The organism is Piscinibacter gummiphilus (genome assembly GCF_032681285.1).
Taxonomy (GTDB): Bacteria; Pseudomonadota; Gammaproteobacteria; order Burkholderiales; family Burkholderiaceae_C; genus Rhizobacter; species Rhizobacter gummiphilus_A.
In genome coordinates, this window is sequence record NZ_CP136336.1 from 675,529 (window position 1) to 690,159 (window position 14,631).

The window sequence follows — 14,631 nt, forward strand, 5'->3', positions numbered from 1 at the left end:
CATGTCCACCGAATCCATCGTCATCGTCTCCGCCGCCCGCACGCCCATCGGCGGCATGCTGGGTGATTTCAGCAACCTCGCCGCCCACGAGCTGGGCGCGGTCGCCATCCGGGCCGCGGTCGAACGCGCCGGCATTCCAGGTGATGCCGTCAACGAAGTGCTGATGGGCAACTGCCTGATGGCCGGCCAGGGCCAGGCGCCCGCGCGCCAGGCGGCGCTCGGCGCAGGCCTGCCGCAGTCGGCCGGTGCCGTGACGCTGTCGAAGATGTGCGGCTCCGGCATGCGCGCGATGATGTTCGCGCACGACATGCTGAAGGCCGAAAGCGCCGACGTGATGGTGGCCGGCGGCATGGAAAGCATGACCAACGCGCCACACCTCATGTTCGCGCGCAAGGGCGTGCGCTACGGTGCGGCGCAGATGTTCGACCACATGGCGATGGACGGCCTGGAAGACGCCTACGAGCGGGGCCGTGCGATGGGTGTCTTTGCCGAGGAGTGCGTGGCCAAGTACCAGTTCAGCCGCGAGGCGCAGGACGCGTTTGCCATCGCCTCCACCCAACGCAGCAAGGCGGCCAATGAAGACGGCAGCTTCGACTGGGAGATCGCGCCCGTCACGCTCAAGGGCAAGGCCGGTGACACGGTGGTGAAGCACGACGAGCAGCCCTTCAAGGCCAAGCTCGACAAGATTCCGGGCCTCAAGCCCGCGTTCAAGAAGGACGGCACCATCACCGCCGCCAACGCATCGAGCATCTCCGATGGCGCGGCGGCACTCGTGCTGATGCGCGAGTCGACGGCGAAGCAGATGAAGCTCGCGCCGGTCGCCCGCATCGTCGGCCACACGGTGCATGCGCAGGCACCGGCCTGGTTCAGCACCGCGCCGGTGGGCGCGATCGACAAGCTGCTCAACAAGAACGGCTGGGCGGCAAAGGATGTGGACCTGTGGGAGGTCAACGAAGCCTTCGCCGCCGTCACGATGGCGGCCATGCACGAGTTCAAGCTGCCGCACGAGATCGTCAACGTGCACGGCGGAGCCTGTGCGCTCGGCCACCCGATCGGCGCGAGCGGCGCGCGCATCGTGGTCACGCTGCTCGGGGCCTTGCGCAAGCAGGGCAAGAAGCGGGGTGTGGCGGCGCTGTGCATCGGCGGCGGCGAGGCGACGGCGCTCGGCGTGGAACTGCTCTGAATGAACATCCTCGTCATCGGCGCTTCCCGCGGCATCGGCCTCGAGTTCGTGCGCCAGTACCGGGCCGACAAGGCCCAGGTCACCGCCACCGCACGCAGCGATGAAGGCCTGAAGGCCTTGCGCGAGCTTGGCGCCACGGCGCTGCAGCTCGACGTGGCCAGCACCGAGAGCGCCTCGCGCCTGGGCTGGCAGATCGAAGGCGCGGCCTTCGACGTGGCCATCGTCGTGGCGGGCGTCTACGGGCCGAGCACGCGCGGTCTGCAACCGCCCACCGAGGCCGATTTCGACACGGTGATGCACACCAACGTGCTCGGCCCCATGCGCGTGATCCCGCAGATCGCCGACGCGCTCGCGCCGGGCGCGAAGCTCGCGGTGCTGTCGTCGCGCATGGGCGCGATCGGCCCGCGCAGTTCGGCGAGCGGCTGGCTGTACCGCGCGTCGAAGGCGGCGGTCAACTCGGTGCTGAAAGACGCGTCGATCGTCCTGCAAGACAAGGCCACCTGCGTGAGCTTCCACCCCGGCTGGGTGCGCACCGACATGGGCGGCGCGGGCGCCGACCTCGCAGTCGACGTGAGCGTGGGCCACATGCGCCGCGTGATCGCCGGCCTCACACCCTCCGACAACGGCCAGTTTTTCGACCACGACGGAACCCCCATCGCATGGTGAGCAGCCCTTTCTGGAGCCCGGTGGTCCACGGCCTCGTCCCCTACGTACCGGGCGAGCAGCCGCAGGTCGCCGGCCTCGTCAAACTCAACACCAACGAGAACCCGTACCCGCCCAGCCCGCGCGTGCTGGCGGCCTTGCGCGGCGAAGTCGGCGAGGCGCTTCGCCTGTACCCCGAGCCGACCGGGCGCACGCTGCGCGAGACGATCGCCGGGCACCACGGGCTGGCGCCCGACCAGGTGTTCGTCGGCAACAGCTCCGACGAGGTGCTCGCGCATGTGTTCATGGCGCTGCTCAACCACGCGCCGCGCCCGCTGCTCTTCCCCGACATCACCTACGCCTTCTACCCGGTGTATTGCGGTCTCTACGGCATCCCGTATCGCGCGGTGCCACTGGCCGACGACCTGAGCCTGCGCATCGACGACTACCTGCACGCCGGGGCGGGTGCGGTCATCTTCCCCAACCCCAATGCCCCGACCGGCCGCGCATTGCCGCGCACGGAGATCGAACGCCTGCTCATGGCGCGCCCCGACACGCTGGTCGTGATCGACGAGGCCTATGTCGACTTCGGCGCCGACTCCGCCGTGCCGCTGATTGCGCAGCACCCGAACCTTCTGGTGGTGCACACGATGTCGAAGTCACGCTCGCTCGCCGGCCTGCGTGTGGGCTTCGCCATGGGCCAGGCGCCGCTGATCGAAGGCCTGAGGCGCGTGAAGGACAGCTTCAACTCCTACCCGCTCGACCGGCTGGCCACGGCCGGTGCCATCGCCGCCATCGAAGACGTCGCCTATTTCGAGCACACCCGCGATGCGGTGGTGGCCACCCGCGAATGGCTCGTGGCCGCGCTGCACACGATGGGTTTCGAGACGCTGCCCTCGCAGGCTAATTTCGTCTTCACCCGCCACCCGCAGCGCCGCGGCGAGGCGCTGGCCGCCGCGTTGCGCCAGCAGGGCGTGCTGGTGCGGCGCTTCGCGCAACCGGAGCGCATTGCCGATTACCTGCGCATCAGCGTCGGCGACGAGGCGCAGACCGACCGCCTGCTGGAAGCGCTGCGCAACATCCTCGCCGACGACTGAAGAGGGCCAGACCATGCTGCTGTCCGACGACCACCGTGCCATCCAGGACGCCGTGCGCGCCTTCGTGCAGGACCGCATCGCCCCGCAGGCCGCGCAGTGGGACAAGACGCACCACTTCCCCGCCGACGAATTGAAAGGCCTGGCCGCACTCGGCTGCTACGGCGTGGCCGTGCCCACCGAGTGGGGCGGTGCGGGGCTCGACTACCTGAGCCTCTCGCTCATCCTGGAGGAGATCGCCGCCGGCGATGGCGCCACGTCGACGGTCGTGAGCGTCAACAACTGCCCTGTCTGTTCCATCCTCATGGCCTGGGGCAGCGAGGCGCAGAAGGCGCAATGGCTGAAGCCGCTGGCGAGCGGCGCGCTGCTCGGTGCCTTCTGCCTCACCGAGCCGCACGTGGGCTCGCAGGCCGATGGCCTCAAGACCACCGCCACGAAAGACGGCGGCGACTACGTGCTCAACGGCGTGAAGCAGTTCATCACCAGCGGCAAGAACGGCGACGTCGCCATCGTGATGGCGGTCACCGACAAGCAGGCCGGCAAGAAGGGCATCAGCGCCTTCCTCGTGCCGACCTCGACGCCCGGCTACACCGTGGCGCGCCTCGAAGACAAGATGGGCCAGCACGCGAGCGACACGGCGCAGATCCTGTTCGAGAACTGCCGCGTGCCGGCGGCCAACCTGATCGGTGAGGAAGGGCAGGGCCTCAAGATCGCGCTCTCGGGTCTCGAAGGCGGGCGCATCGGCATCGCGTCGCAATGCGTCGGCATGGCGCGCGCCGCCTTCGAGGCGGCCCTGCGCTACGCGAAGGAACGCATCGCGTTCGGCGTGCCGATCTTCGAACACCAGGCGGTGCAGTTTTCTCTGAGCGAGATGGCCACGCAGATCGAAGCGGCGCGCCAGCTCATCCACCACGCGGCGAGTCTGAAAGACGCCGGCCAGCCCTGCCTGAAAGAAGCCGCGATGGCCAAGCTCTTCGCGAGCGAGATGGCCGAGCGCGTGTGCTCCGCCGCGATCCAGGTGCATGGTGGGTATGGCTACGTGAGCGATTTCCCGGTCGAGCGCCTCTACCGCGACGTGCGCGTCTGCCAGATCTACGAAGGCACGAGCGAAGTGCAGAAGATCCTGATCGGGCGTGCGCTCGCCTGACGGTTTTCTGACCCAGGCTGGCGCATGGTGCGCTGCGGCTACGTAGTTCCCACAGGGTTGCGTCCGCGGGTTTGTTCCAGCAGCGTCGAGGGGGCTGCGGTCCCTAGGATAGGCCTTCACCCCGCACCGAGTGGGCGGGTATCGAACGGTCCACAGACCCCATCCGAAGGAGACATCACGTGAGCTCACCCGCACCGCAACGTCGTCGCTTCCTCAAGACCGCCACCGCTGCCGCCGCAGGCGCCGGCGCACTCGCCGCCCCGATGGTGTCGAACGCGCAGACGACCTCGCTGCGCTTCCAGAGCACCTGGCCGGCGAAAGACATCTTCCACGAGTACGCCACCGACTTCGCCAAGAAGGTGAACGACATGGCCGGCAGCCGCCTCAAGATCGAGGTGCTGCCCGCAGGCGCCGTGGTGCCTGCCTTCCAGCTGCTCGAAGCCGTCAACAAGGGCACGCTCGATGGCGGCCACGGCGTGGTGGCCTACCACTACGGCAAGAACTCGGCGCTGGCGCTCTGGGGCTCGGGCCCGGCCTTCGGCATGGACCCGAACATGGTGCTCGCCTGGCACAACTACGGCGGCGGCAAGGCGCTGCTCGAAGAGATCTACAAGTCCATCAAGATGGACGTCGTCTCGTACCTCTACGGCCCGATGCCGACCCAGCCCTTCGGCTGGTTCAAGAAGCCGATCGGCAAGGCGGCCGACGTGAAGGGCATGAAGTTCCGCACCGTCGGCCTCGCGGTCGACATGTACACCGCGATGGGCGCGGCGGTGAACCCGCTGCCCGGCGGCGAGATCGTGCCCGCGCTCGACCGTGGCCTGATCGACGGCGCCGAGTTCAACAACGCCTCGAGCGACAAGGTGCTCGGCTTCCCCGACGTGGCCAAGAACTGCATGCTGCAAAGCTTCCACCAGAGCGGCGAGCAGTTCGAGATCCTCTTCAACAAGGGCAAGCTCGACGCGCTGCCGGCCGAGCTGCGCGCCATCGTCGACTACGGTGTGCAGGCCGCGAGCGCCGACATGAGCTGGAAGGCCATCGACCGCAACTCGAAGGACTACGACGAGCTGAAGAAGATGGGCGTGAAGTTCTACAAGACGCCCGACGCCATCTTGAAGGCCCAGCTCGACGCGTGGGACGACATCATGAAGAAGAAGGGCGGCGAGAACCCGCTCTTCAAGAAGGTGCTCGACTCGCAGCGCGCCTTCGCGCAGCGCGCCAAGGCCTGGCAGAACGACTACATGGTCGACTTCAACATGGCCTACAGCCGCTACTTCGGCAAGGGCGCGAAGAAGACCTGACCGGCCGGCGCCGGCCTCGGGGGCGCTGCACACCGCGGCGCCCCTGCTCGTGTTTTTCTGGCAGGGACGACGGATGCAGCGCTATCTCTTCGCGGTGGACAAGCTGTCCACCTGGTTCGGCAAGGTCACCGCTTGGGCTGCCGTCGCGCTGACCCTGCTCATCTCGGCCGAGGTGTTCTCGCGCTACGCGCTCAACCGCCCGCATGCCTGGGTGCTCGACGCGCAGATCATGCTCTACGGCACGCTCTTCATGTGTGCCGGGGCCTACACCCTGGCCAAGTCGGGCCATGTGCGCGGCGACGTGCTCTATGGCTTCTTCCGGCCGCGCACGCAGGCGAGCATCGACCTGCTGCTCTACATCGTCTTCTTCCTGCCCGGCATCGTGGCGCTCACCTGGGCCGGTTGGACCTACGCCAACGACTCGCTCGCCATCCGCGAGCAGACCTTCAACGCCGACCCGCTGCCGGTCTACCCGTTCAAGTTCGTGATCCCGGTGGCCGGCGCGGTGCTGCTGCTGCAGGGGCTGGTGGAGATCGTGCGCTGCGTCGTGTGCCTGCGCGACGGCGCCTGGCCCGCGCGTGAGGAAGACGTGGAGGAGGTCGACGTCGACAAGCTCAAGGAGATGGTCCACGCGACCGACGGCGACGACGCCGACCCCGCGGCCCGGCCGCTGCCTGCGGCCCAGCGCCAGGAGGGCGCATGAAGCTGCGCAAGGAGTTGTGGTTCGGCCTCTCGCTGATGGGCGTGATCGTCGCCGGCGTGCTGTACATGCTGGCGAGCGCGCCCGAGATCACCAACGGGCACATCGGCCTCGTGATGCTGGCGCTGGTGGTGGTGGCCATCATGCTGGGCTTTCCCACCGCGTTCACGCTCATGGGCATGGGCATGCTCTTCGCCTACTTCGCGTACCACTCGGGCGGGCAGACGGCGAGCGGCGCGATGACGCAGACGCTCGACCTCATGGTGCAGCGCGCCTTCTCGGTGATGGCGAGCGACGTGCTCATCGCCATTCCGCTCTTCGTCTTCATGGGCTACCTGGTCGAGCGCGCCAACCTGATCTCCAAGCTCTTCCACAGCCTGCACCTGGCGCTCGCACGCGTGCCCGGCTCGCTGGCGGTGGCCACGCTCGTGACCTGCGCGATCTTCGCCACGGCCACCGGCATCGTGGGCGCGGTGGTCACGCTGATGGGCTTGCTCGCGCTGCCGCCCATGCTGCGGGCGGGCTACGACGTGCGCATGTCGGCCGGGGCCATCACGGCCGGCGGCTGCCTGGGCATCCTCATTCCCCCATCGGTGCTGCTCATCGTCTATGGCGCGACGGCGGGTGTCTCGGTGGTGCAGCTCTACGCGGGTGCGTTCTTCCCCGGCGTGATGCTCGCGGGCCTGTACATCGTGTACGTGATCATCCTGGCCAAGGTGAAGCCCAAGCTCGCGCCGCCGCTCACCGCCGAGCAGCGCCTGGTGCCGCTGCCGCCGCAGCTGCTGGCCATCGGCGCCATTGGCGAGCGTCATGCAGTGCCGGCGCTGCTGTCGGCCATCAAGGGCCGTCGCAATGCGAGCGTGCCGGTGCGCTACCTGCTGCAGCAGCTCTTCGTCGCCCTCCTGCCCCTGCTGCTCTTTGTGGTGGTGGGCGTGATGAGCTACCGCACCGCCACGAGCGTGGACGCTGCACCCGACGACTCGGGCCTGCAGCAGATCGGCGATCTCTCGAGCAAGCGCGCGACGGGTGGGCTGAGCGAGCCGCCGTCGGCCGACGAGCCCGCGCAGGGCGGGCTGTCCGAGCCGCCGTCGTCGGATGGCGGCTTGGCAGAGCCGCCGGCCGAGCCGTCGGATGGGGCCAGTGCGGCTGGCGCGGTGCAGGAGCCGCCGGCCGCCCCGGCGGCGTTGGCCGAACCGCCGGGCGCTTCGGCGAGCGCGGCGGAGCTGCCCAGCTCGAAGCCCGCTCCGGTCGGCTACTGGGTCGGCCTGGCCATCGGCGCGCTGGCGCTGCTCGTGTACTACGCGCTGCTGAGCTTCTCGCGCCTCGAGATCTTCAAGATGCTGCTGGCGTCGTTCTTCCCGCTGCTCATCATGATCCTCGCGGTGCTGGGCTCCATCGTGTTCGGCCTGGCCACGCCCACGGAGGCGGCGGCGGTCGGGGCGCTGGGCGGCTTCGTGCTCGCGGCGGCCTACCGCCAGCTCAACCTCACGATGGTGAAGGAGTCGGTGTACCTCACCGCCAAGACCTCGGCGATGGTGTGCTGGCTCTTCGTCGGCTCGGCCATCTTCTCGGCTGCGTTTGCGCTCCTGGGCGGGCAGGCGCTGGTCGAGCACTGGGTGCTGGGCATGGACCTCACGCCGGTGCAGTTCCTGGTGCTGAGCCAGATCATCATCTTCGTGCTCGGCTGGCCGCTCGAATGGACCGAGATCATCGTGATCTTCATGCCGATCTTCGTGCCGCTGCTGCCGAAGTTCGGCGTCGACCCGCTCTTCTTCGGCCTGCTGGTCGCGCTCAACCTGCAGACGGCCTTCCTGAGCCCGCCGGTTGCGATGTCGGCCTTCTACCTGAAGGGCGTGGCGCCCAAGCACGTGACGCTGAACCAGATCTTCGCCGGCATGCTGCCCTTCATGGGCATCCAGGTGATCGCGATCATCCTGCTCTACATCTTTCCGCAGATCGGATTGTGGTTGCCGCAGTTGCTCTACAAATGAGGGTCATGGGCCGCGCACCGATCGAGTTCTACTTCGACTTCTCCTCGCCGTATTCGTACATCGCGTCGGAGTGGATCGGCGCGCTGGCCGCGCGGCATGCGCGCACCGTGCGTTGGCACGCCATCCTGCTGGGGGCGACCTTCCAGGCCGCCGAGCTGAAGAGCCCGGTGTCGCACCCGATCAAGCGCGAGTATTCGCTGCTCGACTTCGAGCGGTCTGCACGCTTTGCCGGGGTGCCGCTCACGATGCCGCAGCCTTTTCCGATCGCCACGCAAAACGCTGCGCGGCTTTTCTGGTGGTTGAACGCGCAGAACGAGAGCCGCGCCATCGCCTGGGCCCGGCATGCGCTGCGGGCCTACTTCACCCGCGGCGTCAACCTCAACGACCCGTCGGCGCTGGCGGGGCTTGCACAGGAATTCGGATTGCTGCAAGGTGAGGCCGAAGCCGTGTGGAACGACCCGGTCTGGAAAGCCCGGCTCAAGCAGGAGAACGAGCAGGCGATCGCCGCGGGGGTGTTCGGTGCGCCGTTCTTCGTGATCGACGGCGAGCCGTTCTGGGGCAACGACCGGCGGGCGCAGATGGAGCGCTGGCTGGAGAAAGGCCCGTTCTAGTCCTCAATCTTCTGGAGGCAAGCGCGATGAAGAAAACCGCCAAGGCCCTGGTCGATGAAACGATGGCCCGCGTGACGACCTACACCGCGGAGCAGGCGCGCGAGATGCACGGCCAGCCGGGCGTGCAGCTGGTCGACGTGCGAGGCGTGCTCGAGCTGGAGCAGGAAGGCGTGATCCCCGGCCAGCCTCCCGACCCGGCCGCCGACACCGAGTTCGTGCTCTTCGGCGATTCGGGCTGGCATTCGGCGCAGACCACGCAGGTGCTCACGGAAACCGGCGTGGCCCACACGCCGGCGCGCAAGGGCGCCGGCTGATTCTCCAAAGCCGCGATCAGGCGGCCGTGCCTTTGACCTCGGCGCCGCACCAGGCGGCATGCGGTGCCTTCGGGCCCTCGGCCCCGCACCACGCGGCGTGTTTCGATGAGGCGCCCTCGGCACCGCACCAGGCCGCAGTTTTCGGGCTGATGCCCTCGGCACCACACCACGCGGCCTTCTGCTGCGGCGCATCGGCGCCGCACCATGCGGCCTGCTTGGCAGGGCCGTCCGCGCCACACCAGGCCGCCTGGCCCTGCGCGCTCTCGGCACCGCACCAGGTGGCCTGGCCGGCGCTCGACTCGCCGAACTCGCGGGCGTAGAGCGCCTGGGTCATCTCGAAGGCCGACTGCAAGGCCTTCGCATCGTCTTCCCCGCGCAAGCCGAAGTAGGGGTAGTGGTGCAGGAAGTAGCCGAAGGTCGCCTCGCAATCGGCCGCGTACTTGCGGGTGTCGAGGATGTGCAGGTGCCAGAAGTGGTCCACGTCCTGATCGGGCGCGAGCATCAGGTCGGGGTACTTCGCGTGCAGCGTCAGGTAGCGCTTGTAGGCCAGCTCCATGCGGTCTGCGTGCTCGGGCGTCCAGCCGTAGCCATCTTCCTGGCGCATGGCCTTGAATTTGATCGGAGTGAGATCGAGCGCGGCGATGGCCGAGATCGTCTGTTCGAGTCGCTGAGAGTTCGATGCAGTCATGTGTCCTCCATTGGCGATGTGTCCCACGTCATCGACGCGATGGCGTGCGACCGGACCATGATGCGCCGCCTCGCGCCGCGGTGGCCACCCCCTAGAATTGACGTATACGTCAATCAGCGCCACGGGAAGGTCCATGCCCGCACTCACTTCCAAGCTCAGCCCACGCTCCGAGGAATTCAAGGTCAACGCAGGGGCCATGCGCGTTCTGGTGGACGCTCTCAATGCCCACCTTGCCGAGGTGGCCTTGGGGGGCGGCACGGGCCCGCGCGTGAAGCACGTGGCGCGCGGCAAGCTGCTGCCGCGCGACCGGGTGGAGATGCTGCTCGACCCCGACACGCCCTTCCTCGAAGTGGCGCCGCTCGCCGCGCATGGCCTGTACAACGGCGACGCGCCGGGCGCGGGCGTGATCGCCGGCATCGGCCGCGTCTCGGGGGTCGACTGCATGATCGTCTGCAACGACGCCACGGTGAAGGGCGGCACCTACTACCCGATGACGGTGAAGAAGCACCTGCGCGCGCAGGAGATCGCGCAGGCCAACCGCCTGCCCTGCATCTACCTCGTCGACTCGGGCGGTGCCAACCTGCCTAACCAGGACGAAGTCTTCCCCGACCGCGACCACTTCGGTCGCATCTTCTTCAACCAGGCGCAGATGAGCGCGCAGGGCATTCCGCAGATCGCGGTGGTGATGGGCTCGTGCACCGCGGGGGGTGCCTATGTGCCGGCGATGAGCGATGAGTCGATCATCGTGAAGGAGCAGGGCACGATCTTCCTCGCCGGCCCGCCGCTCGTGAAGGCCGCCATCGGTGAGGTGGTGAGCGCCGAAGACTTAGGGGGTGGCGACGTGCACACGCGCCTCTCCGGCGTGGCCGACCACCTCGCGCAGAACGACACGCACGCACTCGCCATCGCGCGCAACGCGGTGGCACGCCTCAACTGGAAGAAGCCACAGCCGCTCGCCTGCATCGCGCCGCGCGAGCCGCTCTTCGATGCGGCCGAGCTGCACGGCGTGATCCCCACCGACACGAAGAAGCCCTTCGACGTGCGCGAGATCATCGCCCGCATCGTCGACGCGAGCGAGTTCGACGAATTCAAGGCGCGCTACGGGCAGACCCTCGTCACCGGCTTCGCGCACATCGAGGGCATGCCGGTGGGCATCGTCGCCAACAACGGCGTGCTGTTCTCCGAGTCGGCGCAGAAAGGCGCGCACTTCATCGAGCTGTGCTGCCAGCGCAAGATCCCGCTTGTCTTCCTGCAGAACATCACCGGCTTCATGGTCGGCAAGAAGTACGAGAACGAGGGCATCGCCAAACACGGCGCCAAGATGGTGACGGCGGTGGCCACCGCGAATGTCCCGAAGTTCACCGTGATCATCGGCGGCAGCTTCGGCGCCGGCAACTACGGCATGTGCGGCCGTGCCTACGACCCGCGCTTCCTCTGGATGTGGCCCAACGCACGCATCTCGGTGATGGGCGGCGAGCAGGCCGCCAGCGTGCTCGCCACCGTGCGGCGCGACGGCATCGAAGCCAAGGGCGGTCAGTGGAGCGCCGACGAAGAGGCCGCGTTCAAGCGGCCCATCCGCGAGCAGTTCGAGCGCCAGGCCGATCCGTACTACGCAACGGCCCGGCTCTGGGACGACGGCATCATCGACCCCGCCGACACGCGCCGCGTGCTGGCGCTGGGGCTGAGTGCCAGTCTCAACGCGCCCATCGCCGACGCGAAATTCGGCGTGTTTCGCATGTAAAGCAAACCTGCAAACCAAAGAGAGGGAGGAAAGAGAAATGGCTGTCATCGTCAACGCAAGGCAACTGGTGCGACTCGCGAGAGTCGCCGTGGCGGGGCTCGCGGCACTGGCCGTGGGGTCGGCCATGGCCGGTGTGCAGATCCAGTCGCCGGTGCTCTTCGCATCCGAGGCGTCGTTCGTCGACCATGTGCGCAAGGAGTGCGGCATCGACCGTGTGCTGAGCGACTACATGCTGAAGGAAGCGCAGGAGAAGATCGCCGACGTGAAGACGGCGACCGAGGTCACCCGCGTGGCGGCCGAGCCCTATGTGCGCATCACGGTCACCAATGTGATCGGCGTCGGGGGCGGCGGCTGGTCGGGGCCGAAGATCATGAGCATCCGCGCCGACCTGCTGGAAAACGGCCGCATCGTGGCAAGCAAGAGTTTCCGCGACTCCGGCCGCGGCGGCCCCTTCTCGGGCACCTGCCGCATCCTCACCAACCTGGCCGAGAACCTGGCCAACGACATGACCGACTGGCTGATCGAAGTGGCCGACGTAGATGTGTCGCCCGCCCGCCTCGCCAAGGGTGCAGGCACGCGCAAGCACGCGAAGCCGGTGCCTGCGGCCAGCGGCTTTGCCGCGGCGACCGAGGTGAAGGCTGTGCCCGTGTCGGAGGCCGGCAAGGCGCGCTACCAGCACTACCTCAGCCTGCCGGCGCCCAAGGCGTTTGCCATCGCGGAAGACGGCCTCTGGCGCATCGTGGCCAACGACGCCAAGGCAGTGCCGCGCGTGCTCGAGGCCTGCGTGTCGCGCGGCTACGCCTGCTCGCTCTATGCGGTCGACGACCAGGTGGTGTGGCACGAGGACGCGGCCAAGCGCGTGAGCCTGCCCGCGCCGAGCAACGCCGCCGAATTGCGCAACCCCGCCGCGGGTGTCAAGCCGGCCGCACCAGCGGCGTCCGACAACGGCAGCCAATGAACCGATTCCGCATGACGACGGCAGCTTTGAGGGCCGGGCGCTTCGGCCTCGTGCTCGGGCTGGCCGCCGGGGCCTTGTCGGCCGCGGCCCGCAACACCGAGCACCTGTTTCCCATCCAAACGACGCTGGCCACGCCCGAGGCGCGCGCGGCCATCGGTGACGACGTGAGCTTCTTGTTCGGCGGCACGCTGCCCGACGGCTTCGTCATCACCGACGACAACCTCAAGGCCCGCGGCAAGGCCGACCCACGCCCCTCGGTCCTGCGCCCGGGCACGCTTCAGCTGAGCGACGAAGAAGCCTGTCGCATCGCCTTCATCAACGCGATGGCCGATCTGGCCAGGCAGGCGCGCAAGGCCGGCAGCAAGACGGTGCTCGGCATCGTCAGCCACTACGACGACAAGGTGCGCGACGACAAGGAGCGCTACGAGTGCCACTCGGGGCAGACACGCTCGGTGGTGGACCTCAAGGCGATGCTCGCGACCCCGGGCCGCCCCGGCATGGTGACGCTGATCGGCAAGGGTGCCGTCTCGGCCCAGCACCGAAGCCCGGTGCCGCCGGCGTCGGGCTTTGCGGAGGCCGACGACGTCAACGCCGTGCCGCTCACCGACGCCGGCCGCGATCGATATCGTCACTACCTGAGCCTGCCCTCGCCCAAGGCCTTCGTGGTCTTCGAGGGCGGCCAGACCTGGCGCTTCTATCACAGCGACCCCGACGCGATGACCAAGGCGCTCGACTATTGCCAGAGCCACCAGAAGGTGTGCTGGCTGTACGCAGTCGACCACCGCGTGGTGTGGCAGTCCGACCCGGGCCGCCGCATCGGCCGCAGCCTGCAGCTCGGCAACGAGTAACACCCCAGGAGAGCACACGCCATGAGTCTTCTCGACATCCAGCGGCAGGGCCACGTGGCGCGTGTCTTCCTCAACCGCCCCGAGGTGCGCAACGCCTTCAACGACGCGGTGATCGCCGAGCTCACCGCCGCCTTCACCCAATTGGGCAGCGATGAAAGCCTGCGCGCCATCGTGCTCGGCGGTCACGGCAAGGCCTTCTGCGCCGGGGCCGACCTGTCGTGGATGCGCGCGATGGCCGACTACAGCTGGGAGCAGAACCGTGCCGATGCGCAGGCGCTGGCCGACATGCTGTGGACCCTCTGGCGCTGCCCGGTGCCCGTGGTCGGCCGCATCCACGGTGACTGTTATGCAGGTGGCGTGGGGCTGGCGGCGGTGTGCGATGTGCTGGTCGCATCCGACGCCGCGGCCTTCTGCCTGAGCGAGGCGAAGCTCGGCCTGCTGCCGGGCACGATCAGCCCGTATGTGATCCGCGCGTTGGGCGAGCAGGCCTCGCGCCGCTACTTCACGACGGCCGAGCGCTTCAGCGCCGCGCAGGCGCACGCGCTCGGTTTCGTGCACGAGCTGTGCAGCGCCGAGGCGCTCGATGCCAAGGTCGACGAGATCGTGGCCGCGCTGTGCGCCAACGGGCCGATGGCGGTGCGGGCCTGCAAGCAGCTCGTGCAGGACATGGCCGGTGCGCCCCTCGACGAGGCCCTGCGCGCCGAGACCGCACGCCGCATCGCCGACATCCGCGCGAGCGACGAAGGCCGCGAGGGCGTGCAGTCGTTCCTGAACAAGCGCAAGCCTTCGTGGCTTGACGGCGTGTGAGCGGCTTGGACACCACGCAGCTGTTTGCGGTGGCCGCCGCGCTCGGGTGGGCCAGTGGCCTGCGCCTCTATGCGGTGGTCTTCCTCACCGGCCTGGCCGGCACGCTCGGCTGGGTGCAGCTGCCGGCTGGCCTGCACGTTCTTCAGAACCCGCTGATGCTCGGCGCGAGCGCGCTGATGATGGCCACCGAGTTCTTCGCCGACAAGATCCCCGGCATTGACACCGTGTGGGACGTGCTGCACACCCTCGTGCGCATCCCCGCTGGTGCGGCGCTGGCGGCCGGTGTGTTCGGCATGGACCAGGCGTCGACCGCCGCCGTGGCCGCCGTCCTGGGTGGCCTTCTCGCCGCCACGAGCCACGCGGCCAAGGCCACCACCCGTGCGGCCGTCAACACCTCGCCCGAACCGTTCTCGAACTGGGGCTTGTCGCTCGCCGGTGACGGCGCGGTGCCGCTGATGCTGTGGCTCTCGTGGGTGCACCCGTGGGTGTTCTTCGCCGGCCTGGCGGTGGCGGTGCTGGTGATGGGGGTGCTGATCTGGGTGCTGGCGAAATTCCTGCGGCAATTGCTGCGGCGCTTCGCCCGCGCCATTCCGAACTGATCGCCGA

Annotated in this window: 15 protein-coding genes; 14 read left to right on the forward strand and 1 reads right to left on the reverse strand. The window is 68.3% G+C overall.

The window, feature by feature from the left end:
• The first annotated feature begins 1 nt into the window (after nucleotide 1).
• The 9 genes from RXV79_RS03255 (at nucleotide 2) to RXV79_RS03295 (ending at nucleotide 8,983) form a co-directional block, all read left to right on the forward strand.
• Complete coding sequence (locus RXV79_RS03255) at nucleotides 2-1,183, forward strand: acetyl-CoA C-acyltransferase (protein WP_316702039.1); 1,182 nt, start codon at nucleotides 2-4, stop codon at nucleotides 1,181-1,183.
• Nucleotides 1,184-1,849, forward strand: coding sequence for an SDR family oxidoreductase (locus tag RXV79_RS03260; RefSeq protein ID WP_316702040.1), 666 nt, complete (start codon nucleotides 1,184-1,186; stop codon nucleotides 1,847-1,849). It begins immediately after the preceding gene.
• On the forward strand, nucleotides 1,843-2,922 hold the full coding sequence (hisC, locus tag RXV79_RS03265) for a histidinol-phosphate transaminase (protein WP_316702041.1): 1,080 nt from the start codon (nucleotides 1,843-1,845) through the stop codon (nucleotides 2,920-2,922). The genes RXV79_RS03260 and hisC overlap by 7 nt, the downstream gene beginning before the upstream one ends.
• A gap of 13 nt (nucleotides 2,923-2,935) precedes the next feature.
• Nucleotides 2,936-4,066 (forward strand): acyl-CoA dehydrogenase family protein, encoded by a 1,131-nt coding sequence (locus RXV79_RS03270; protein WP_316702042.1) that lies wholly within the window; start codon nucleotides 2,936-2,938, stop codon nucleotides 4,064-4,066.
• 179 nt (nucleotides 4,067-4,245) lie between these two features.
• A complete protein-coding gene (locus tag RXV79_RS03275; RefSeq protein ID WP_316702043.1) occupies nucleotides 4,246-5,367 on the forward strand; it encodes a TRAP transporter substrate-binding protein in 1,122 nt (373 codons plus the stop codon).
• A 73-nt stretch (nucleotides 5,368-5,440) separates the two neighbouring features.
• Nucleotides 5,441-6,070, forward strand: a complete 630-nt coding sequence (locus RXV79_RS03280; protein WP_316702044.1) for a TRAP transporter small permease subunit — start codon at nucleotides 5,441-5,443, stop codon at nucleotides 6,068-6,070.
• Nucleotides 6,067-8,058 carry a TRAP transporter large permease gene (locus tag RXV79_RS03285; protein WP_316702045.1) on the forward strand — a complete coding sequence of 664 codons (1,992 nt, stop codon included), beginning with the start codon at nucleotides 6,067-6,069 and terminating at the stop codon, nucleotides 8,056-8,058. The genes RXV79_RS03280 and RXV79_RS03285 overlap by 4 nt, the downstream gene beginning before the upstream one ends.
• Nucleotides 8,059-8,063: 5 nt before the next feature.
• Complete coding sequence (locus RXV79_RS03290; protein WP_316702046.1) at nucleotides 8,064-8,669, forward strand: 2-hydroxychromene-2-carboxylate isomerase; 606 nt, start codon at nucleotides 8,064-8,066, stop codon at nucleotides 8,667-8,669.
• Between the two features lie 26 nt (nucleotides 8,670-8,695).
• Nucleotides 8,696-8,983, forward strand: a complete 288-nt coding sequence (locus RXV79_RS03295; protein WP_316702047.1) for a rhodanese-like domain-containing protein — start codon at nucleotides 8,696-8,698, stop codon at nucleotides 8,981-8,983.
• A gap of 16 nt (nucleotides 8,984-8,999) precedes the next feature.
• On the opposite strand, the gene RXV79_RS03300 is transcribed toward RXV79_RS03295, so the two are convergent.
• Nucleotides 9,000-9,671: a glycine-rich domain-containing protein gene (locus RXV79_RS03300; protein WP_316702048.1), complete on the reverse strand. Its 672-nt coding sequence runs from the start codon at nucleotides 9,669-9,671 to the stop codon at nucleotides 9,000-9,002.
• Nucleotides 9,672-9,804: 133 nt separating this feature from the next.
• On the opposite strand from RXV79_RS03300, the gene RXV79_RS03305 reads away from it, so the two are divergent.
• From RXV79_RS03305 to RXV79_RS03325, 5 genes are read left to right on the forward strand one after another with little or no spacing between them, the layout of a single operon-like run.
• Nucleotides 9,805-11,412: a carboxyl transferase domain-containing protein gene (locus tag RXV79_RS03305; protein ID WP_316702049.1), complete on the forward strand. Its 1,608-nt coding sequence runs from the start codon at nucleotides 9,805-9,807 to the stop codon at nucleotides 11,410-11,412.
• A gap of 37 nt (nucleotides 11,413-11,449) precedes the next feature.
• On the forward strand, nucleotides 11,450-12,370 hold the full coding sequence (locus RXV79_RS03310) for a hypothetical protein (protein ID WP_316702050.1): 921 nt from the start codon (nucleotides 11,450-11,452) through the stop codon (nucleotides 12,368-12,370).
• Nucleotides 12,367-13,218: a hypothetical protein gene (locus tag RXV79_RS03315; RefSeq protein ID WP_316702051.1), complete on the forward strand. Its 852-nt coding sequence runs from the start codon at nucleotides 12,367-12,369 to the stop codon at nucleotides 13,216-13,218. The genes RXV79_RS03310 and RXV79_RS03315 overlap by 4 nt, the downstream gene beginning before the upstream one ends.
• A 21-nt stretch (nucleotides 13,219-13,239) precedes the next feature.
• Nucleotides 13,240-14,025 (forward strand): enoyl-CoA hydratase/isomerase family protein, encoded by a 786-nt coding sequence (locus tag RXV79_RS03320; RefSeq protein WP_316702052.1) that lies wholly within the window; start codon nucleotides 13,240-13,242, stop codon nucleotides 14,023-14,025.
• Complete coding sequence (locus RXV79_RS03325; protein ID WP_316702053.1) at nucleotides 14,022-14,624, forward strand: DUF4126 domain-containing protein; 603 nt, start codon at nucleotides 14,022-14,024, stop codon at nucleotides 14,622-14,624. Before RXV79_RS03320 ends, RXV79_RS03325 begins: the two co-directional genes overlap by 4 nt.
• Nucleotides 14,625-14,631 lie beyond the last annotated feature (7 nt).

Bases quoted from the DNA above. Each gene is read 5' to 3' on its own strand.
- RXV79_RS03290 (WP_316702046.1), top strand. From the start codon at position 8,064: ATGGGCCGCGCACCGATCGAGTTCTACTTCGACTTCTCCTCGCCGTAT.
- RXV79_RS03270 (WP_316702042.1), top strand. From the start codon at position 2,936: ATGCTGCTGTCCGACGACCACCGTGCCATCCAGGACGCCGTGCGCGCC.
- RXV79_RS03310 (WP_316702050.1), top strand. From the start codon at position 11,450: ATGGCTGTCATCGTCAACGCAAGGCAACTGGTGCGACTCGCGAGAGTC.
- RXV79_RS03305 (WP_316702049.1), top strand. From the start codon at position 9,805: ATGCCCGCACTCACTTCCAAGCTCAGCCCACGCTCCGAGGAATTCAAG.
- hisC (WP_316702041.1), top strand. From the start codon at position 1,843: ATGGTGAGCAGCCCTTTCTGGAGCCCGGTGGTCCACGGCCTCGTCCCC.
- RXV79_RS03320 (WP_316702052.1), top strand. From the start codon at position 13,240: ATGAGTCTTCTCGACATCCAGCGGCAGGGCCACGTGGCGCGTGTCTTC.
- RXV79_RS03260 (WP_316702040.1), top strand. From the start codon at position 1,184: ATGAACATCCTCGTCATCGGCGCTTCCCGCGGCATCGGCCTCGAGTTC.
- RXV79_RS03315 (WP_316702051.1), top strand. From the start codon at position 12,367: ATGAACCGATTCCGCATGACGACGGCAGCTTTGAGGGCCGGGCGCTTC.
- RXV79_RS03255 (WP_316702039.1), top strand. From the start codon at position 2: ATGTCCACCGAATCCATCGTCATCGTCTCCGCCGCCCGCACGCCCATC.
- RXV79_RS03285 (WP_316702045.1), top strand. From the start codon at position 6,067: ATGAAGCTGCGCAAGGAGTTGTGGTTCGGCCTCTCGCTGATGGGCGTG.
- RXV79_RS03295 (WP_316702047.1), top strand. From the start codon at position 8,696: ATGAAGAAAACCGCCAAGGCCCTGGTCGATGAAACGATGGCCCGCGTG.
- RXV79_RS03280 (WP_316702044.1), top strand. From the start codon at position 5,441: ATGCAGCGCTATCTCTTCGCGGTGGACAAGCTGTCCACCTGGTTCGGC.
- RXV79_RS03300 (WP_316702048.1), bottom strand. From the start codon at position 9,671: ATGACTGCATCGAACTCTCAGCGACTCGAACAGACGATCTCGGCCATC.